This window comes from Pseudomonas sp. BE134 (assembly GCF_031456105.1).
GTDB lineage: Bacteria > Pseudomonadota > Gammaproteobacteria > Pseudomonadales > Pseudomonadaceae > Aquipseudomonas.
In genome coordinates this window covers 86,069-104,782 of sequence record NZ_JAVDUA010000020.1, presented here as the reverse complement: position 1 = coordinate 104,782, position 18,714 = coordinate 86,069, and the positions used below count along the sequence as shown (strand labels likewise).

At 57.7% G+C, this 18,714-nt stretch carries 11 protein-coding genes; 3 read left to right on the top strand and 8 right to left on the bottom strand.

Going from position 1 to position 18,714, the window contains the following annotated elements; genetic code table 11:
- Positions 1 to 13 precede the first annotated feature (13 nt).
- Positions 14 to 1,714, top strand: a complete 1,701-nt coding sequence (gene ureC, locus J2Y56_RS17725) for an urease subunit alpha (protein ID WP_007947572.1) — start codon at positions 14 to 16, stop codon at positions 1,712 to 1,714.
- A 77-nt stretch (positions 1,715 to 1,791) separates the two neighbouring features.
- On the opposite strand, the gene J2Y56_RS17720 is transcribed toward ureC, so the two are convergent.
- From J2Y56_RS17720 to J2Y56_RS17710, 3 genes are all read right to left on the bottom strand, one after another.
- Positions 1,792 to 2,700 (bottom strand): NEL-type E3 ubiquitin ligase domain-containing protein, encoded by a 909-nt coding sequence (locus tag J2Y56_RS17720; RefSeq protein WP_310351646.1) that lies wholly within the window; start codon positions 2,698 to 2,700, stop codon positions 1,792 to 1,794.
- The gene (locus J2Y56_RS17715; protein ID WP_310351644.1) at positions 2,660 to 4,459 is read right to left on the bottom strand and encodes a dermonecrotic toxin domain-containing protein; all 1,800 of its coding nucleotides are present in this window, start codon (positions 4,457 to 4,459) and stop codon (positions 2,660 to 2,662) included. Before J2Y56_RS17715 ends, J2Y56_RS17720 begins: the two co-directional genes overlap by 41 nt.
- 160 nt (positions 4,460 to 4,619) lie before the next feature.
- Entirely contained in the window at positions 4,620 to 9,401 is a 4,782-nt protein-coding gene (locus tag J2Y56_RS17710; RefSeq protein ID WP_405046865.1) for an NEL-type E3 ubiquitin ligase domain-containing protein, read from the bottom strand.
- 412 nt (positions 9,402 to 9,813) lie between these two features.
- Here J2Y56_RS17710 and J2Y56_RS17705 point away from each other — a divergent pair, with 412 nt between their 5' ends.
- Entirely contained in the window at positions 9,814 to 10,941 is a 1,128-nt protein-coding gene (locus J2Y56_RS17705) for a sensor histidine kinase KdpD (protein WP_007947567.1), read from the top strand.
- A gap of 143 nt (positions 10,942 to 11,084) precedes the next feature.
- On the opposite strand, the gene J2Y56_RS17700 is transcribed toward J2Y56_RS17705, so the two are convergent.
- Both J2Y56_RS17700 and J2Y56_RS17695 read right to left on the bottom strand, forming a co-directional pair.
- Positions 11,085 to 11,390, bottom strand: a complete 306-nt coding sequence (locus J2Y56_RS17700; protein ID WP_150779705.1) for a chaperone modulator CbpM — start codon at positions 11,388 to 11,390, stop codon at positions 11,085 to 11,087.
- Positions 11,391 to 11,413: 23 nt separating this feature from the next.
- Entirely contained in the window at positions 11,414 to 12,361 is a 948-nt protein-coding gene (locus J2Y56_RS17695; RefSeq protein WP_007947564.1) for a DnaJ C-terminal domain-containing protein, read from the bottom strand.
- Positions 12,362 to 12,654: 293 nt separating this feature from the next.
- On the opposite strand from J2Y56_RS17695, the gene J2Y56_RS17690 reads away from it, so the two are divergent.
- Positions 12,655 to 13,920: an Hsp70 family protein gene (locus J2Y56_RS17690; RefSeq protein WP_007947563.1), complete on the top strand. Its 1,266-nt coding sequence runs from the start codon at positions 12,655 to 12,657 to the stop codon at positions 13,918 to 13,920.
- Between the two features lie 103 nt (positions 13,921 to 14,023).
- Here J2Y56_RS17690 and J2Y56_RS17685 read toward each other — a convergent pair whose 3' ends face one another.
- The 3 genes from J2Y56_RS17685 to J2Y56_RS17675 form a co-directional block, all read right to left on the bottom strand.
- Positions 14,024 to 15,037, bottom strand: coding sequence for an AI-2E family transporter (locus J2Y56_RS17685; protein WP_007947561.1), 1,014 nt, complete (start codon positions 15,035 to 15,037; stop codon positions 14,024 to 14,026).
- Between the two features lie 217 nt (positions 15,038 to 15,254).
- A complete protein-coding gene (locus J2Y56_RS17680; protein ID WP_007947560.1) occupies positions 15,255 to 15,560 on the bottom strand; it encodes a PsiF family protein in 306 nt (101 codons plus the stop codon).
- A gap of 90 nt (positions 15,561 to 15,650) precedes the next feature.
- Entirely contained in the window at positions 15,651 to 18,659 is a 3,009-nt protein-coding gene (locus J2Y56_RS17675; RefSeq protein WP_310351639.1) for a DUF6543 domain-containing protein, read from the bottom strand.
- Positions 18,660 to 18,714 lie beyond the last annotated feature (55 nt).

Genomic DNA, 18,714 nt, shown 5'->3' with positions numbered 1-18,714 from the left:
CCAAGGCAAACCCATGAAAATCTCAAGACAGGCCTACGCCGACATGTTCGGCCCCACCGTCGGCGACAAGGTCCGCCTGGCTGACACCGAGCTGTGGATCGAAGTCGAAAAAGACTTCACCACCTACGGCGAAGAAGTGAAATTCGGCGGCGGTAAAGTCATCCGCGATGGCCAGGGCCAGAGCCAACTGTTGGCCGCCGAGGTCGTCGACACCGTGATCACCAACGCGCTGATCATCGACCACTGGGGCATCGTCAAAGCTGACGTGGGCCTCAAGGACGGCCGCGTTGCCGGCATCGGCAAGGCCGGCAACCCGGACGTACAGCCGAACGTGACCATCGCCATCGGCGCCAGCACCGAAGTCATTGCCGGTGAAGGCATGATCCTCACCGCCGGCGGCATCGACACCCACATCCACTTCATCTGCCCGCAGCAGATCGAAGAAGCGCTGATGAGCGGCGTCACTACCATGATCGGCGGCGGCACGGGACCGGCTACAGGGACCAACGCCACTACTTGCACCTCCGGGCCATGGCACCTGGCGCGGATGCTCCAGGCCGCCGACGCGTTCCCGATGAATATCGGCCTCACCGGCAAGGGCAACGCCAGCCTGCCTGAGCCCTTGATCGAGCAGGTCAAGGCCGGCGCCATCGGTCTCAAGCTGCACGAAGACTGGGGCACAACCCCGGCAAGTATCGACAACTGCCTGAGTGTCGCCGACCAGTACGACGTGCAAGTAGCAATCCACACCGACACGCTCAACGAATCCGGCTTCGTCGAAACCACCCTCGCCGCCTTCAAGGGCCGCACCATCCACACCTACCACACCGAAGGCGCGGGCGGCGGTCATGCCCCGGACATCATCAAGGCGTGCGGGTTTGCCAACGTGCTGCCGAGCTCCACCAACCCGACCCGGCCGTTCACCCGCAACACCATCGACGAACACCTCGACATGTTGATGGTCTGCCACCACTTGGACCCGAGCATTGCCGAGGACGTGGCCTTCGCCGAAAGCCGCATCCGCCGCGAGACGATTGCCGCCGAAGACATCCTCCACGACCTCGGCGCGTTTTCGATGATCAGTTCCGACAGCCAGGCCATGGGCCGCGTCGGCGAAGTCATTACCCGCACCTGGCAGACCGCCGACAAAATGAAAAAACAGCGCGGCCCGCTGCCCGGTGATGGCGAAGGCAACGACAACTTCCGCGCCAAACGCTACATCGCCAAGTACACGATCAACCCGGCAATCACCCACGGCATCAGCCATGAAGTGGGTTCGATTGAAGTGGGTAAATGGGCCGATCTGGTGCTGTGGCGCCCGGCGTTTTTCGGGGTCAAGCCGACACTGATCCTCAAGGGCGGCGCCATCGCCGCCAGTCTGATGGGCGACGCCAACGCTTCGATTCCGACGCCGCAACCGGTGCACTACCGCCCGATGTTCGCCAGTTATGGGGGATCGCTGCACGCCACCAGCATGACCTTCATCAGCCAGGCGGCGCAGGAAGCAGGTCTTCCCGAAGCACTGGGCCTGAAGAAGAAAATCGCAGTGGTGAAAGGCTGTCGCGAGGTGCAGAAAACCGACCTGATCCACAACGACTATCTGCCGAACATCGACGTCGATCCGCAGACGTATCAGGTCAAGGCCGACGGTGTGTTGCTGTGGTGTGAGCCGGCGGATGTGTTGCCGATGGCGCAGCGCTATTTCCTGTTTTGACCGGTTGAGCGACACACAGAAAAGGCCTGGATGCTTGCGCAGATCCAGGCCTTTGTTCATCGGTCAACAGCGTTTGATCAGAGCGGGTGTTTGATCAGCTCCTCACGAGTGAATTTCTCGATCAGCACAGCTTCCTCAATCTGCAATTGAGCATCCAGGTCAGCGGATTGCACCTTGAGTCGCGCCTCTGATAGTTCACCTGCCTGCTGACGATCACGCAGACTGGCCAGACGATCCTGATAGGGCTCGCGCTGCGCTTCGAATTGCACCCGATATTTGTTGGTGATGAAATCTTTCCAGAAATCCTTCGCCACCAGCGACTGAAACTCTTCAGGCGAGCCGTCCAGCGCCAGCACCTTGGCGCAGGCCTGATCAAGCATCGCGGGGGTGACTTTACCCATGTGGACGAAACGGACTTGCCGAGGCTGTCCCGGTAATCCGAGCCGGTCCTTGAGCCCGTAACGATAGGCCAGTTTGATCTCGACCTCTTCCAGTAACCGGATCTGCTGTGCCTTGAGGCCCGCCGACAAACCCGGCGTGTTATTGATCGCGGTGGTGCGTTGCTCAATATCGGCCAACGCGATTTTCTCGAGCTCGTCGAGTCGGAACAAGCCTCTGGACAGTTTCAACAGCGCAGCACTTTGCTCGCCGTCCATGGCCAGCGTCCGCGCCCGGTACACCATCGCCATGATTTCCAGGTTACTGAATGACAACGCGGCACGATCACAACAGGCAGGCCTGCCGGCCCACTCGAACATCTCCTGACGTAACGCCAAAGACTCGGGGTTGACCTCGGTGATGGTGTCGACGACTTCCCATACGCGTAGTTGAAGGTCAGCATGGCCGGCGCCGGCATTCTCGAGTTTGCTGAGCACACTGAAAAAACCTTGGGAGCCCTCCTGCGTGGACAGTGATTGCCATTGGGTCTGTCTCGCCGGGACTTGGTCAGCGGGCAGGTCTTTGAGCCAACGCTGAAGCCCAGCCATCTCCTGCCCTCCCACTATTGCGTGCCCGATTGGGGCTCGATACTCGAAGACGCCCGGTCGCCTGACTCCCCACAAATCCGGACGTTCTCGCTCGAGCCGGCTCCAATAATCGCGCAGCTGTTGCTGGGTGACCTCGGACAACGGGTTTCAACGCCTCGACCACGGGTTCGGGCTTCACCGCTGCCAGTTTGCCCAGGCCTTTTCCTGCCCAGTGCAGCACGGCAATCAGCGCGAGGTTTTCCACCACGTCGGTCAGGTGAGCCCAGGCCGCGTTGCGATCACCTTCGCTCCACTCAATGGCACCTTCAAATGTCTCGTACAGGATCTGGCCGGCCATCACCCCGATCATCACCTCACCCAGCACCGGTACAAACATCGAGGCGGCGTTCAATACCAGCATGCCGATATTGAGCAGCCGAGCCATTTTTTCTGCCCGGACCCTGGCATCGACATCGGCAGAGGGAACTGCGTGGCTGCGGGCATCAGCCAGGATTTTGTTACGACTTTGCTCATAGAGATCCACCCAGGGATCGACGTTCGGCCCCCAGAAACCATGCTGCCGGTAGCCCTTGATCGGGAGATAAAGTTCATCGACCGGTTCCTGTCGGGACGGTGATTCGGGAGGTAGCTCGTTAAGCTGGTAGAAGGCAGAAAAAAACGGAGGGAGCACTTCAATCGCTTTCCACAAGGGCGATCGCAAGGGCGCTAGCCGGTCTGGCGGGGCATCCGCGGCTTTGCGTGTGAACTGACTGAAGTAATATGGACGATCGGCATAGGCAACGAACTGGCTGAAAAAGCGTTGATACGCCGTCGGGCCACCGTTAGCCGGTGGCGAGGCGTCAGAGGCCATGAACAGACGCTTCAAGGTCGCCTCCATTTCCCGGCCCTTGTAGCGTTTCAACGGGTGCTGCGGGTCGTGGGGAATGTAGAGAAGGATATCATCGGAGTAGCGATACTTTTCGCAGATATGGAAAAGCACGCAGCCGGTCATTCGTTTCTTCATCAACACCAGGTCGCATATCCACACGGGTGTGTTGTCGATCTTCGGGTTGAGTTCTCCGTCAATCACCGACAGGATCATCGAGTAATCCTTGGGTTCGATGTCCTTCTTCAGCAAGGCGAGCTCGGCAGCCGCGCGCATCGCAGCTTTTTGACTGTCCACAAAGCGCTTGCGCAGCACGGCTTCGGCCACGGGACTGGAAGGTTGCAAAAAGTCTTTCAGATACGCCTGATACTTCGCACCAATGTCCAGCTCCCGACACAGCTTCAGGTACTGCATCACCGTCAGGGCCGTGGGAACTTCGCTGAACTGGCCCGGCGTCGATTCGACAACAAAGCCTGAGGAGGAATGGTAGTAAGCGGGCGCACACTCCTGCGCTTCGAAGTTGTGCAGCGCGGCTTGCAGCAGCGGCAACTTCAGCACCTCAAAGGTGCCGACCTCGATGTCCAGAATGCCCATCTCCAGAGGCTTTTTCAGTTGCAGGAAGGTTTTAGTGACGTCCAGTTCCACGGCGAACTGATCCTTGAGCGCCTTGACCAGTAACGGCTGCGCAAAAGCATCAATGTCCTGCAGGCGGGACATCGTTTTATCCAGCAGGGTCTGCGACGTCACACTCGCCACAAAACTCGCGTTCAAGGCCTGACGCTGCGCCGGCGATGCCGCCTGGTACCAGTCGGGAAGAACGAGCGCAGCGTTTTTCACTGCCTCTCGCCGTTCGGGGGAAGCATTTACCAGCCAGGCCGGAACGGCGCTGGCCATGAATTCGGCGTGAACACTTTGCTGCTCGGTAGCCGGTGGTTGCGCAGCATTTTTGTTGCTGCTTTCGTGAGTGTTTCGCAAGGTACATTTCCTTATGTACGAAGTAATAGGCCGGCACGAAACCATCGGTTTTCGTGCCGTCATCGACATCCACGTCGATTCAGTGTTTCAGGGTGAGGGGCGTTTCGGCCCGTTGCAGTTTTGCCCGGTCCATCGCTTGTCGGGTCAGCGTCTTGAGCAATGTTTGCGTCTGGGCATTGAGCTGGCCCATTTCGCTTTCATACGCTTGAGCGCTCATGACCAGTCCCGGGGCGAACTCGCTTTCCGGTTTGCCAAGCTCGGCGGCGAGTACCCGGATTTTTTCTTTCAATTGCGCTTTTTCCGGCAAGGAGAGGGACGGAGTCGCCCGTTTTTCCAGCGCCATGTAAAAATCGGTGGTCGCGTCGATACGGCGCCGGATGGCGTTGAACGCACGACGATTGGAGCCCTGGATGTAAGAAGACCAGAACGGCTGCTCGCTGATCGAATCACGCAGCAAGTCCCCGGCCTCCAGATCCAGCACACGCTGACCGGCCGCTTCGATCATCTGTGGCGTGACCGCGGCGATGTTTCTGAACTGCATTTTTCGAGACTGCCAGGGCAGTTCGAGGCGGTCGGCCAGGTCCGTCATGTAGGCCAGATGGACCTCGACTTCATCAATGGTGCCCGTAACCTCACCTGCCGCATTGACGCGTCTGAACTGCTCGCCCTGACTCGTTCGCTCACCAATGACCTTGTGGGCGATTCTGCTCAGCTCATCCAGACGGGATTTGCCCTGCGCCAGCTGCAGCAGCTCTGCTTCCACCAGATTCCGGCTCGTCAGTTCATAGGCTTCGTGAATCAACACTTCCACACCCATGGCATTGAACAGTTGAGCCCCGCCATCGACACACTGCGTCGGCGCCGTCGACATCGTGAACAGTTTTTCTCGCAGCGGGGTGTCTTTGGACATGGCGTCGAGCATGCGCCAGACCTTGGCGGTCATGTCCACCCGAAAGGCGATGTCATGCTTGAAGTGATACGACTCGGTCAGCTTGCGGATCTCGTTGAAAAATGGCACTGAACCGTGCTCATCCTCGACCTCATTCCAGACTTCCTGTCGGGCGACCCACTCAGGCCGGGTCAGCCCTTGTTCCCAATCGAGGCTATCGCGTATGCCACGGGGCGGATAAGGCCGATCAGGGTCCATACCGACGGACTGAATGTAGTCGCGCAACGTCTGCAGATTGGCCTCCGGCAACCACCGCGGATCGCGACTCAATACCGTGCGCGCCAACAGTTCCGCATCGGCGCTGCCCCGCGCAACCGGAGGGACGTCAAGGATCCGGTTCAATTGAATATCCAGATAAAAATGCCGGAACCTGGGCAGGGAAAACAATCCGTCAGGCCAGGTGGAAATGCCCGTATCAGTCAACAGCAGTGTATGCAGCATGGGCATGCGGCCGATATCGGGAACGCATCCCAACGGATTGCCCATCAGGTCCAGGCTTTCCAGGCGCACAAGCCCGCCCAGATCGGCCACCGCCGGTTCGTCCAGCACCATCCGATTGCCACGCAGATTCAACTCTGTCAGCCCATGCATCCGGCCCACCACGCGAGGAAACCGTGTGAGCGGGTTTTCGTTGAGGTTCAGGTGGCGAAGCCTGGGGAAGTGATCGAGCAGCGACACTTGAGCATCGGCCAACCCGGTGTTCAGCACATTCAGGCGGGTGACATGCCCGAAATCACCCTCCAGAGGCGGAATCGTCGCCAAATGCCTGCCCAGTGGCATACCGCTCAGGTCCAGTGTTATTCCATGCACATTGCCGAAGACGTCCATATCCCTCGCCCCGGTGTGCTGCCAGCATTGCCTGATCGCTGTGTATAAGGCATTTCTTGACTGCCATTCGGCTCTTCCTGCGGCGCTGAACCTGAAGGAGTCAGTGGGTGAATTCAGCCAGCGCTGGAAGTTGGCGTTGAGTCGGTTGAACTGCGACACAAGTTCACTGGCCCGCTGCTGCGGGCTGCCTTCGCGACCGTCGCCCTCCAGAAAGGCCCGGGCTTCATCTTCTGTCCAGCCGGGACGCACACTCCTGACCCGTTCCTGTGGAGTCAGCCGTGCGGAAAGGCGTTGAATGCCTTGAACGCCACCTTGCATACCGCCGCGAAGTTTCATCGTTTGCGGATCATAAAACGGCTTGCGGATCGGGTTGTCCGCCAGTATCGGTTGCAACCGGTCCCGCGCCAGTGGTGCCCTTTGAACCGCTTGCCTGAGTGTTTCCCCTTGATTGATCTCATAACCGAGCGCAATACGTTGCGTGTCGGGTAGCGCATGCAGCACCGAAGCAAACAGATTGTCGGCACCATGCAGATGCTCATCGGCAGCGTCCCGCGCCTGATAGTCACCGTCGCTACTCACCAGCACTTTTCGCACGCTTGCGTCTTGCGGGCCAATGCTGTCTCGCAGGGGACCGGTGAATGAATGCTCGCGGATTTCGATGCGCACATCGCCATGCCAGTTCGGCAATGTTTCCAGGGTGTGCAACGCCAGCCTTTCGGTATCTGCGGTGTGCAGAAATTCAAGGAAAAGCCCTTCATAGGCACGCGTCGTACGCACCTCCAGCAAGGCTGCACGCAACTGCTCCTTGAGCCTCAAGGGAAGACGTTTTTTCTCCAAAACCGCACGCAGGTCTTCGGGCGCAGCGGCGGCCAATAGTTCTTCGGCAAGGTTGGCCGGGCAGTGCGAAAAGGCGTCCTGTATCACCCGCACACCGGCATTGCCTGAAAATTGATGGGCGTTATAGAGCGTATCGAAACGGGTCTTTCGTTGCAGGTAGGTCAACGGGCCTTGCTGTTTCTCGGTTTCAGCCCATGCCTGGAAGCGTCTTATCGTGTCGACGAGTAACGCCGGTGGCGCGGCGTTTTCCACCTGCAACCTGCGCAGTGCATTTTCTTCGACACCACTGGCGATACGGACGTGTTCCAGCGTCGCTTCATCAAACCCGTCGACCATAGGTCCCAGACGCCGCATGAGGGTGGTCTTGTCCCATTCGATGGGACGGTCGAATTCGGTCTGCCAGGCACCGGCACCGTTGTGTTTCATCTTCGGCTGATAGGCCGTCGATCTGTTCGGGTGCTGAAAACGCGGCTGGCCGGTCAGCGGATCGTCGGTGACCTCAAAGTGCTTGCCCTCCCGTGGAAGAAAGTCCCTGCCATTGTGTCGATGAAGACCTCGCTCATTCGCCAGTGCATCCTTGGGCAGGGAAACCGCGTGCTCATAGGGTTTCAGGTCCGGGTTCCAGAGACGGGTAAAGCCATCGGGGAGTTCGACCTTTTTCAGTTGGTCAACAAAAGACGACGCCCTGACTGGCGTCGGGAGCCGAGCGGGCAATACGTGGCCGGCCATCATCAGTGCCACCTGGGCCGCATTGATCATGACCCCGGCTAGCAGACCCGCGGCTTCGTCCCTGTCGCCTTTGCTCCAGTCTTCAATGCCCTCCATGGTTTCGAGCAGCATTTGCCCGACCATGATGCCCAACATCGCTTCGCCCAGCCCGGGCACCAACAGGGCGCCGAAATTGAACACGTTCCAGCCCAGACTCAAGTAACTGGTCAACCGCGCCCAGCGAGTGGCGGCATCTTCATCACCCGTCGGAACGGCAATGTGTCGCGCGTCGGCGATGGCTTTCTCCCTGCGCCAACCTGAAATATGAAGCCAGATATCGCCCGTGACGAGGTTGGTGACCGGCTCTGCATCGGGGTTTTCCGTGGCGGTTTCCCTCCACCAGGGGCCCATATCCAAGGGCTCGCGTTGATGCCAGGTAAAGGTAGTGAACCGCTCGTTGACCCGCGAGAAGAAACGGCCTTTGTCTTTTTGCGCCACGAACCGGCTGAAATACTGTTGATAGGCCGGCGAGCGCAACTGGCTGATCAGCGCCTTCATGAACTCAGTGAACGATGCATATTCCTTGAGCGGGTGATCAGGGTCATCCGGTATATAAGCGATCAATGTACCGTCCAGACGACTTTGTTGATGGATATCATCCTGACGGAGCATTTCATCAATCATGCCGCTGGGGCCGTTGGCGAAAAACGCCTCGAGCAGCTTGAACTGCTCGAACTCCTGGCCCGGCAATATCGACAAGCGCTGAGACCATTCCATCAGCAATTGCTGGTGCGCCGGAATCAGACTGTCATAGGTTTTTTTCACCAGCGAGGAGTCTGCCACTGCGCTGAACAATACAACGCCGGTCAGTTTGAACCCCATGAGAGACAAGCGATGACTTTGCAGGGGCCGACTGCCCAGCATGATGTTGCTTTTACGATCCCGTACGTCCTGCAACTTGCTGTATGAATAATAAGAGAGGTCGTTTTTCAGATACGCAATAAGCGCTGACTCGTTGAAAGCCGCTATTTCGCAGGCGACGGCATGCCGCTCAAGCGTAGTCCTGGCATCAACGTTTTCCGGCTTGAGCAATGCAGTCATGTGTTTTTGATACTGGGCGCCGATATCCAGCGTCCTGCACAGGGAGGCAAACTGTTCGACCGTCAGTGTCTGGCGTTGCAATTCCCCCTCGGCATCCCGGGTGAAAATACCGGAGCCATCGCGAAAGGCGCCGGCCTGTGTTTCCGGCTCTTCAAAATTGTGCAGAGCCGCTTCCAGCAACGTGTATTGCCTGATTCGACTGGCATGGGTATCAATGCCAAATGTCAGTGTGGCGGGAACATAAAGCCGCACTAACGTTGTGTTAACGTCCAGTTCAAGATCCAGCTGATCTTTCAGGGCGTGAACAAGTAACGGTTGCGCAAAGGTGTTGATGTCTTGTTGCAAATCATTGAGTGTTTTTTCCAAAGGGCCCTGCAATCGCCAGCGCTCATCGATAAGCCCTTTCAGGTACTGGCGATCCATGGCGCGCACGGGCATACCACTCGGGAACGGCCGGACTTTGCTTGACGAATGATTCAAGCCTGTCAGCGGGCACGGTCTTTATAAACGCCGGGACTTTTTGTGTGAGGTATTCCAGATAAACGTTCTCACCCTCGTCGGACACCGACGAAGATGTGTCCAATACAGTTCCATCTGATGACGCTTCCATTTCGCAAAAACCCCTATGCGACGACAAGAGCACCTAGCTTATGCAACGACGACAAAAACAAAAGATTAAATAACTGCTGCCAAACCGCTTGAAAACAGTCACTCACATTCAACTTTAAAACCTGAAAAATAATTAATTACCACCCTGACCGCCTCGTTCTCTGAACCTGCGCGTGAACGGTAGTATTGGGCCGTCGGTAAAAAGACTAAGCTGCCAAGACCTTCAGTCAGGAAACCGGCCATGCGCTTATCCGAATTCATCAGGCAACACGTGGACCGTATCGTCGATGAATGGGAGCAGTTCGCCAGAACCATCACGCCAGCGGCCGAAAATATGGATCGTGTGGCCTTGCGCGATCACGCCAAGGCGATCCTGTTAGCGGCTGCCCGAGACATGACAACAGCACAAACCGCCAGCGAACAGGTCGCCAAGGCCAAGGGTGAAGGGCCGGAGAAAACCCCAAGCCTGGATGCGGCCGGCGCCAGCCATGGCGAGCTGCGCCATACCGTGGGTTTCGATCTGGTGCAGATGACCAGCGAATTCCGCCACCTGCGAGCCTGTGTGATTCGCTTGTGGGTCAACAGCCTCGAATCACCGGACCTGGCCTACTTCCAGGACATGATCCGCTTCAACGAAGCCATCGACGAAGCCCTCGCCGAGTCCACTGCGGCCTATGCCGAACAGGTCAATCGCTCACGGGATATCTTTCTGGCGATCCTCGGTCATGACCTGCGTGCACCGCTGCAAGCCGTGAGCATGTCCACCGAACTGCTGCTGCGTAAAACCGCGCTCGAAGGCGACGCGTTGGCCTGTGCGAACAGCATAAAGCGTGGTGCTCGGCACATGGCGGTGATGGTCAGCGATTTGCTGGAACTGGTGCGCAGTCGATTGGGCAAGAGCCTGCCCATTGAACCGGCGCCCATGGACCTGGCGGACGCCGCCCATACCGCGATTGCCGTCGCATGCGCCGGTAACCCGGAGTGCGACCCGATAGTAAGCGTCGTGGGCGATACCCGAGGTGTCTGGGATGCCGGGCGCCTTGATCAGCTGCTACAAAACCTGATTGGCAATGCGTTGCAGCACGGTTTGAACAAACGGGACGTCACCGTCACCGTTATTGGGGAGCCGGATACGGTTCGCCTGACGGTGCACAATTTTGGCGTGCCGATTCCCGAGGACGCTCTGAGCACGATATTCGATCCGCTGGTGCGCAGCGCCGACGAGGAATTGGGTCAGCCAACGACCAGCCTTGGCTTGGGGTTGTTCATCGTCAACGAAGTGGTGAATGCCCATGGCGGGACGATAGAGGTCAGCTCGAACGAGACTGACGGGACGCTGTTTACGGTGGTGTTGCCCAGGAACGGGTAGGCAGGGATACCGAGTTATCGTTCTTCGCGAGCAGGCTCGCTCCCACCTTCGACCGTATTCCTGCTGGATGAATGTGGTCTAAATGTGGGTGCGAGCCTGCTCGCGAAAGCGGACTGACAGGCACTAGAGAATCACCAGAACACCTATTCAACCACCAACCGCCCCAACCGCTGCTTGAGCATCCGGTTCTCGGCCCGCAGTTGCTGGACCTCTTCGAGCAGGTCCAGCGCCAGGGCGACGCCTTCCCATTCCAGTTCCAGGTCATGCCGCAGCTTGGCGGCACGCTTGGCCAGCGCCAGTTCGTAATCGTTGAAACGCCAATCCTTGGGCTGCGTGCCCTGAGGTTCGAGGATGCCGTGTTCGACGATTTCGATCACGTAGACGTCCGACAAGTCGGTCGCCTCACAGAATTCTGCCAGGTCCAGGTGAACGATCAGGGGGTTGCTCATGATGGGCTACTCCGTCTCTTGGATCAGAAGTTTTCTCTTGGGTTGAACTCGGCTTTTTTCGCCAGTTCCTGCCACAACGCCTTGACCTCATCGCTCGATGCTTTTGGCATGACGGCCTTGAGTTGCACAAACAGGAAGCCGCGCTCACCCGTCTTGCTCATCAAACCGTGGCCCTTGGCACGCATGCGCTGGCCATTCTGACTGCCGGCCGGCACCTTGAGGTTGATCTTGCCGGTCAGGGTCGGTACCGCGACTTCGGCGCCCAGCGCCAGCTCCCACGGTGCCAATGGCAACGTGATGATCAGGTTCTCGCCTTCGACATCAAATTTGGGGTGCGGCGCAAAACGGATCGTCAGGTACAGGTCGCCATTGGCACCGCCACCGACACCTGGGGCACCCTGGCCTTTGAGGCGGATGCGCTCGCCGTCGGTCACGCCGGCCGGGATTTTCACGTTCAGGCTTTTGCTGGTGTTGCTGACGTGCTGGCCGGCAGCGTTGTACTGCGGCACCTGGAAGGTGACCTTCTTCGATTCGTTCGAGAGGGTTTCTTCCAGAAAAATCCCGAGTTCCATTTCCACGTCTTGCCCTCGACGCCCTGTGCTGCGACGCGACTGTCCACCATTGAAACCAGGGCCACGGTTGCCGAAAATCGAACTGAAAAAGTCCGAGAAATCGCCCGCGTCCTGACCGCCACCGAAACCGCCTGCGCCACGTCCCTGCCACCCTGGCGGGCCCTGGAACGGTTGGCCGTGCTGGCCATATTTGCGCAAGTCGTCATATTCGGCGCGCTTGTCGGCACTTTTCAGCGCTTCATAGGCTTCCGAGGCGTCCTTGAACTTGGCCTCGGCGTCCTTTTCCTTGCTGACATCGGGGTGGTATTTGCGCGCAAGCTTGCGATAGGCAGCCTTGATCGCCTTGTCGTCAGCCGTCGGCTCCACACCCAGAATCTTGTAATAGTCTTTGAAGTCCATCTAAGGATCACCATCCGTTATCAAATCGCGCAGCCAGGCACAGCATGCTCTTGTTTGCAGCGTTTGGATTGACCGATCTCAAATTTGTGACCGGGCAGCGCGTCAGAAGTTTATCGGCAGCGGGCGGCGGTTCTTGCGACCGCCGGTTGGCTACCAGGCCCATGCCAGCAAGTTTGGGGCAAAGCTGAGTCTTTCAAGCGCTAATGACTGCGAATTAGCGGATAGTCGGCCTTCGAATATTCGTCGCACTGACATACACTGCGCGGCCGTTTTTTAACCGGAACTCGAAAGACATGAAAAACGCATCTCCAGCCCGTGCCTGTGGTATCGACTTTGGCACGTCCAACTCCACCGTCGGCTGGCTGCGCCCCGGCATGGAAACGCTGATCGCGCTGGAGGACGACAAGATCACCCTGCCTTCGGTGGTCTTCTTCAATATGGAAGAACGCCGCCCGGTGTACGGCCGGCTGGCGCTGCACGAGTACCTGGAAGGCTACGAAGGCCGGTTGATGCGCTCGCTCAAGAGCCTGCTGGGCTCCAAGCTGATCAAGCACGACACCAGCGTTCTCGGCACGGCGATGCCGTTCAAGGACCTGCTCGGGCTGTTTATCGGCCAGTTGAAGAAGCGCGCCGAAACAGCCGCCGGTCGGGAGTTCGAGGAAGTGGTGCTGGGCCGTCCGGTGTTTTTCGTCGATGACGATGAAATGGCCGACCAGGAAGCCGAAAACACCTTGGTGGACGTGGCCCGCGCCATTGGCTTCAAGGATGTTTCGTTCCAGTACGAACCGATTGCCGCGGCGTTCGACTATGAGTCGACCATTGAAAAGGAAGAGTTGGTGCTGATCGTCGATATCGGCGGTGGTACCTCCGACTTCTCGCTGGTGCGCCTGTCCCCTGAGCGCCGCACCCACGACAACCGTCACGACGACATCCTCGCCACCGGCGGCGTGCACATCGGCGGGACCGATTTCGACAAACAACTGAGCCTGCAAGGCCTGATGCCGCTGTTCGGCTACGGCAGCCGCATGAAGAGCGGCGCCTACATGCCCACCAGCCACCACATGAACCTGGCGACCTGGCACACCATCAACTCGGTGTACTCGCAAAAGTCGACCCTGGCCCTGGGCAGCATGCGTTACGACATCGAAGACACTGGCGGCATCGATCGCCTGTTCAAGCTGATCGACCAGCGCGCCGGCCATTGGCTGGCCATGGAAGTGGAAGAAACCAAGATCCAGCTGACCCACGCCGACAGCCGCCATGTGCCGCTGGACCGCATCGAGCCGGGATTGAGTGTAGAACTGACCCGCGCGTTGTTTGAATCGGCCATCGAAGCGCTGCTGGAACGCGTGCGCAACAGCGTGACCCAGATGCTCAACGACGCGAATGTGCGGGTCGATCAGGTAGACACGGTGTTCTTCACCGGCGGTTCGAGCGGAATTCCGGCCTTGCGCAACAGCGTATCGGCGATGTTGCCGAATGCGCGGCATGTGGAAGGGAACATCTTCGGCAGCATTGGTAGCGGGTTGGCGATTGAAGCGGCCAAGCGGTATGGCTGAAAAGCAGTTGCGAGCGTCAAGCTGCAAGCTTCAAGTAAGAGCAGGTGCGGTGTTCGCCACTGGCTTTAACTTGCAGCTTGAAGCTTGAAACTTGCAGCTGTCGTCAAACCATCCCCACCAGCTTCAATTCACTCTTCAGATACGCGTAATAAATCGGCCCGGCCACCACCCCCGGCAGGCCGAACGCGGCCTCGAACACCAGCATCGCCAGTAGCAACTCCCAAGATTTTGCACTGATCTGCCCGCCGACAATGCGCGCGTTGAGAAAGTATTCAAGCTTGTGGATAACGATCAGATAACCCAGCGCCGCCGCTGCAACCCAGATCGACAGCGACATGCCGACAATGGTGATCAGGGTGTTCGACATCAGGTTGCCTATCACCGGCAGCAGACCGAGCAGGAACGTCAGCACGATCAGGGTTTTGGTCAGCGGCAGCTTGATGCCGAACATCGGCAGGACTACCGCCAGGAAAATTCCGGTGAAAAAGGTGTTCAGCAGCGAAATCTTGATCTGTGCAAACACGATGTTACGGAAGGCCTGGACCAGCAGGCGCAAGCGGTCGAACAACGCGGCCGCCAGAGGCTTGCGTTTGGTCACGTCCGGCGCGCGCTGCAAGGCAATGATCGCCCCCAGCACCATGCCGATCAGCAGCGTCACAAACATGTGCGCCGCATCCTTGCCGACCAGCTGCAAGTCGCTCAAGTGCTTGCTGATCCATTCGCCGATGGCCAGGCGGAATTCACCGGCACTGGCGGGCAGATAGGCGTCGATGAATGGCGGCAGTTGCCCGCGCGCCCGGTCGACCACGCCCATGAATTTGTCGAGGGAAGCGCCGGGGTTTTCCGCTTCGTGCAGCAAGAAACTGAAGGCACCGGCAAAGATCAGCGCCAGCACACTTACGACCAAGGTTCCAAGCAATGCCACCGCCAGCCAGCGCGCGCGCCGACCTTCGATCAGCCGCTGCAATTGCGGCGTGAGCATATTGACGAGTTCGAACACCAGCAGACCGGCCAGCAGGCTAGGCAACAAGCGCAGCGGGATCACCAGCAACAAACCACCAAAAATGATGAACCAACTGATCAGCAGCAAAACGTGGCGTTGAGAAAACGTTGGCATACAGCCTCAAAACGAACCGTAAAAGGATTGGCAGTCTGCCAGCGTTCCGGTGACAGCACTAGGAATTGTGTATGTCGACCTTGGTCGGGGTTCGGGCGATTTTTGCAGTGGCCCGACTGCCCCCTTCGCGAGCAGGCTCGCTCCCACACTGGTGCTGCGAACCGAGAACCATTGTGGGAGCGAGCCTGCTCGCGATGAGGCCCTCAACCCCCCACACCTATTTGTTCCTCAGGCAATCACTCATGAACGCCTTGCGCTCATCACCTTTGAGCAATTTGGTGGTGGCATCGGCATTGCAGGTTTTCATCTTCTGTTGCTGAGGGGTCAGGGTTTTGATGTCCGGGACGGCCGCCTCGGTTTTAAGGCAGTTGCTCATGAACATTTTGCGCTCATCACCTTTGAGGCTTTTTGCCGTCGCGTCGGCGTTGCATACAGTCATCTTTTCCTGCTGAGGTGTGGTCGCGAAGCTCTGGGAGCAGAGCAGCAAGCCGATTATCAACAAAGGGACACGCAACATCATCATGGAGTTTTCTCCTTGTTGCCGCGCCGAGAGGCGCGGCCTCATGCTGGAGTGTAGACAAAACCTATTGCACGATCGTGCGATTCTGGTGCTTTACTCAGTCACTTGATCAGAGCTTTGAAACTCTTTGAAAGCGTCCAAGTAGTGGTTGTAAGCACCAAAGCGTTTGTTGACGGTATGAACGGATAACTTCTCGAACGAAACAGGAACGGCTCCAGGTTCAGCGTAATAAGTAGTACCCACCCAGCTCAAGGAGACGAACTGCGCATAACCACTCTTGTACAGTTTGTCCATTTTGATCTGTCTGAAGGTGTTGCCTTCGGAAACTTCGGGCATTGCCGCCGGCCCGGGTAGAGCCTCGTTGATAAAAGCGTAGTCAGCAATCGCCGGGCCGGGCTCCAACGTCAAAATCGGCGGCAACTCGAAGCCGAAGTGACTATTGTTGGCGAGATGTGCAGCTGGAAATTCCGGCCACGAGTCGGCAACGACAAGTTGAGCGGGCATGCTTAAATCATCACCTATCACCACAAATTGGTGGTCAAACGCCGTCGCTTTGACAATATGGACTTTCGAGGTTCTGGGCTGATTGGCCAGAATGGAAAAAGTAACCTTTGAGTTCTCCGAACAGTTACCCCCCATGATCTCGATAGCTTTGCGAGCAGCTTCAGCAATCGTCATTTTCGCCGTGAACCCACCCGTCTCTAGATTCAGTTCCCTGAGACCTTTGATTTTCGAGATGGCCGAGCCACCTTTTTCCCAAATGCTCGGCAACTGATTACCTGACAGAGGCAAAAGCTCCTTCGCTCGATAGATTGCACGCTGCGCCATTTGCAAATCAGCCATCACCGATGCAGACACTTCGACGGGGGCCTGCTGCGCTATCACCTTTTCAGGAAGCACTTCTCGCAGTTCGACCAGCGCCTCGCTTGGCGCCATGCCGTTTTCTCGAACGGCACGCTGCATGGATTCGTACTCATTGATTCGCCCGGTCTGCCGCAGATTGCGTGCATTGGCAGCCAGATTTCGTTCGGTCTCAGTGAGCGGCACCAGAGCGTCGTCAGTGAACAGGCGTCGAGTCAACGAACTGAACTGCTCGGGCAACATCAATGATTGCAACTCAGGTAGTGCTTCAATGCTCTGGATTACCATCAGATTGGCGTCATAGCTTTCGCCATTGGCTTTATACAACGCATTCTGCAGCAATGAAAAACACTGATAGGGAAGACGCTCGTGCAACCACTTCAAACCGCGCAGATAGTTGTATTTTTCAAACGTCGGAATTGCCTCATCAAACGACAATTGGTCAAGTTCTGCGTACTTGACCGCAATGGCGCGCAATTGCGCCACTTCCCCATCGGATGTGGGCAACCCTGCGCGCAGCCGCATGAAGTTCGGGTCAAACGCAGTCCATTGCAGTGCAGGCAGATTGGGCAGCACCTCCCGTAACTGGTAAGGCTTCAACGCATTAGTGCGCAGAATTGCTTTCAACGACTTCGTATCACCTTCTTCAAGGTTGAACCACTTCCGGGCTTGGTCTGGAAGTGTATGTAGGAGCGAGTTGTAGGGGGCGCTGGCGGAATGCATTGCGTTGCCTGCGTCATCGTAAGCCTGGTAAGTCCCGTTTTCACCCTCGACAAAAGTAAGATGGGTCGCCGCGTCGGCTTTACCGAAAGTGTGAAGTAGTTTTCCACCGTAGCGATGAAGATGAATGTCGAGGCGTACTTCATGCCCCCAAGCCCCCAGATTTTCCAACGAATGCAGAGCAAGCCTGAAGGTATCCGTAGTATCGACCGATTCCAGATAAAGGCCTTCGTAAGCACGACTGATACGGACATCCTGAAGCGCCCATCGCCCCAGGTTTTCAAGTCTGCGGGGGAGGAGACCAAGCCTGATTTCTTGCAGCTCCGCCGGCGTGGCGATGTCCACCAGTTCTCGGACTACAACACCCGGCAGCCCCTCCAGCTTGTCCTGAACGACGATCGCTTCGGGAGTCGTGGCCCGATCGGCACTGCGATAACGTTGATCAAACAGGTAGGCCTTACGCTGCTCAGCCCGCTGTGCAAGTTGGCTTCTGAGTCGCCGGGCATTCGTTTCAGGCGTGCTCAGCAGTTCACTGGGGGCAATGTTCAGCAGCGTTTTGGTTTCAGCCTCATTCAGGTGCGACAGCAAGGTTTTGAGCAGATCGCCATCGATGAACTGATCGCGCGATAGGGGCACCGGGGTGGCGTCTGCCGGGCCAAGTCCTTTCAACAGCTTGCCATCAGCGTCCAGCAACGCCATCGCCTTGCCCGGCCAAACATCATTGAGCAGTGCGAACTGAAATTGCAGGTCAGCTTGCAAATAATCAGGCGCATGGGCGCTTTTTATAGTGTCGATGAAGCGACCAATCTCGCGATCGATCCTGAATCGGGCCACCGTATCCTGGAGCAAAGGAATGATTCGTTCATGGTTGCCATACATGCGGCGGACTGCGTTTACATCGACGCGACTCACCGCAAGAATATCCGCACAGGCCTCTTCCAGACCGCGTGCCTGCGCGCCGAGACGATTGATCAGGGTCCGCTCATCCCATGTGTATGGTTGCTCGCCTTCGATCGCACGCTGATAGGCGTATCGAGGATCGGTCGAGGCTGCGCTCGCTGACTCGGCTTCAGTGCGCAGGCGCCAAAGCTTGCTGACCGGATCTCGTATAAGCACAGGACCAGAAGGTCTCAGCTCCCTGGACGTCGTGGCGCGGTACAGTCCGGTTTCGGGGTCTTTGCCGACCTGTACGATGCCGACGCCTGCAATATCGGCATACTGAAAGCCTTTGAATTTGCGCAAACCGTCGCCTTTGATATCGGCCGGTGGCAACTTGGCAGACTCGGGAATCCGATAATCTTTTAACGGACGGGCCGCTGATGCAGTAGCCGATTCGAAGCTGAAGCCGGTGCTGGAATTTATCTCGCTGACCGTTATCGACGACGTGCCTGTGCCGTGCGGTTCGGAGTTTTCAGGGACTCTGCTGATCTCCGGCAACTGAGTCCGAACTATTCCCGTCACGGGATCGAGATTGATACGGGACGGGGTATCGGGGTGCGGAGTCTGTACGTCCGCGGGCATCGAACCCGGTGTTCGAGCGTCAGCGTTGATAGAGCCTCTGGTAGGCCGTCGGGTT

What these genes read in the sequence shown, in the direction of transcription:
- ureC (WP_007947572.1), top strand. Translation starts at nt 14, where the DNA reads ATGAAAATCTCAAGACAGGCCTACGCCGACATGTTCGGCCCCACCGTC.
- J2Y56_RS17720 (WP_310351646.1), bottom strand. Translation starts at nt 2,700, where the DNA reads ATGGCTGGGCTTCAGCGTTGGCTCAAAGACCTGCCCGCTGACCAAGTC.
- J2Y56_RS17715 (WP_310351644.1), bottom strand. Translation starts at nt 4,459, where the DNA reads ATGGCCAGCGCCGTTCCGGCCTGGCTGGTAAATGCTTCCCCCGAACGG.
- J2Y56_RS17710 (WP_405046865.1), bottom strand. Translation starts at nt 9,401, where the DNA reads ATGCCCGTGCGCGCCATGGATCGCCAGTACCTGAAAGGGCTTATCGAT.
- J2Y56_RS17705 (WP_007947567.1), top strand. Translation starts at nt 9,814, where the DNA reads ATGCGCTTATCCGAATTCATCAGGCAACACGTGGACCGTATCGTCGAT.
- J2Y56_RS17700 (WP_150779705.1), bottom strand. Translation starts at nt 11,390, where the DNA reads ATGAGCAACCCCCTGATCGTTCACCTGGACCTGGCAGAATTCTGTGAG.
- J2Y56_RS17695 (WP_007947564.1), bottom strand. Translation starts at nt 12,361, where the DNA reads ATGGACTTCAAAGACTATTACAAGATTCTGGGTGTGGAGCCGACGGCT.
- J2Y56_RS17690 (WP_007947563.1), top strand. Translation starts at nt 12,655, where the DNA reads ATGAAAAACGCATCTCCAGCCCGTGCCTGTGGTATCGACTTTGGCACG.
- J2Y56_RS17685 (WP_007947561.1), bottom strand. Translation starts at nt 15,037, where the DNA reads ATGCCAACGTTTTCTCAACGCCACGTTTTGCTGCTGATCAGTTGGTTC.
- J2Y56_RS17680 (WP_007947560.1), bottom strand. Translation starts at nt 15,560, where the DNA reads ATGATGATGTTGCGTGTCCCTTTGTTGATAATCGGCTTGCTGCTCTGC.
- J2Y56_RS17675 (WP_310351639.1), bottom strand. Translation starts at nt 18,659, where the DNA reads ATGCCCGCGGACGTACAGACTCCGCACCCCGATACCCCGTCCCGTATC.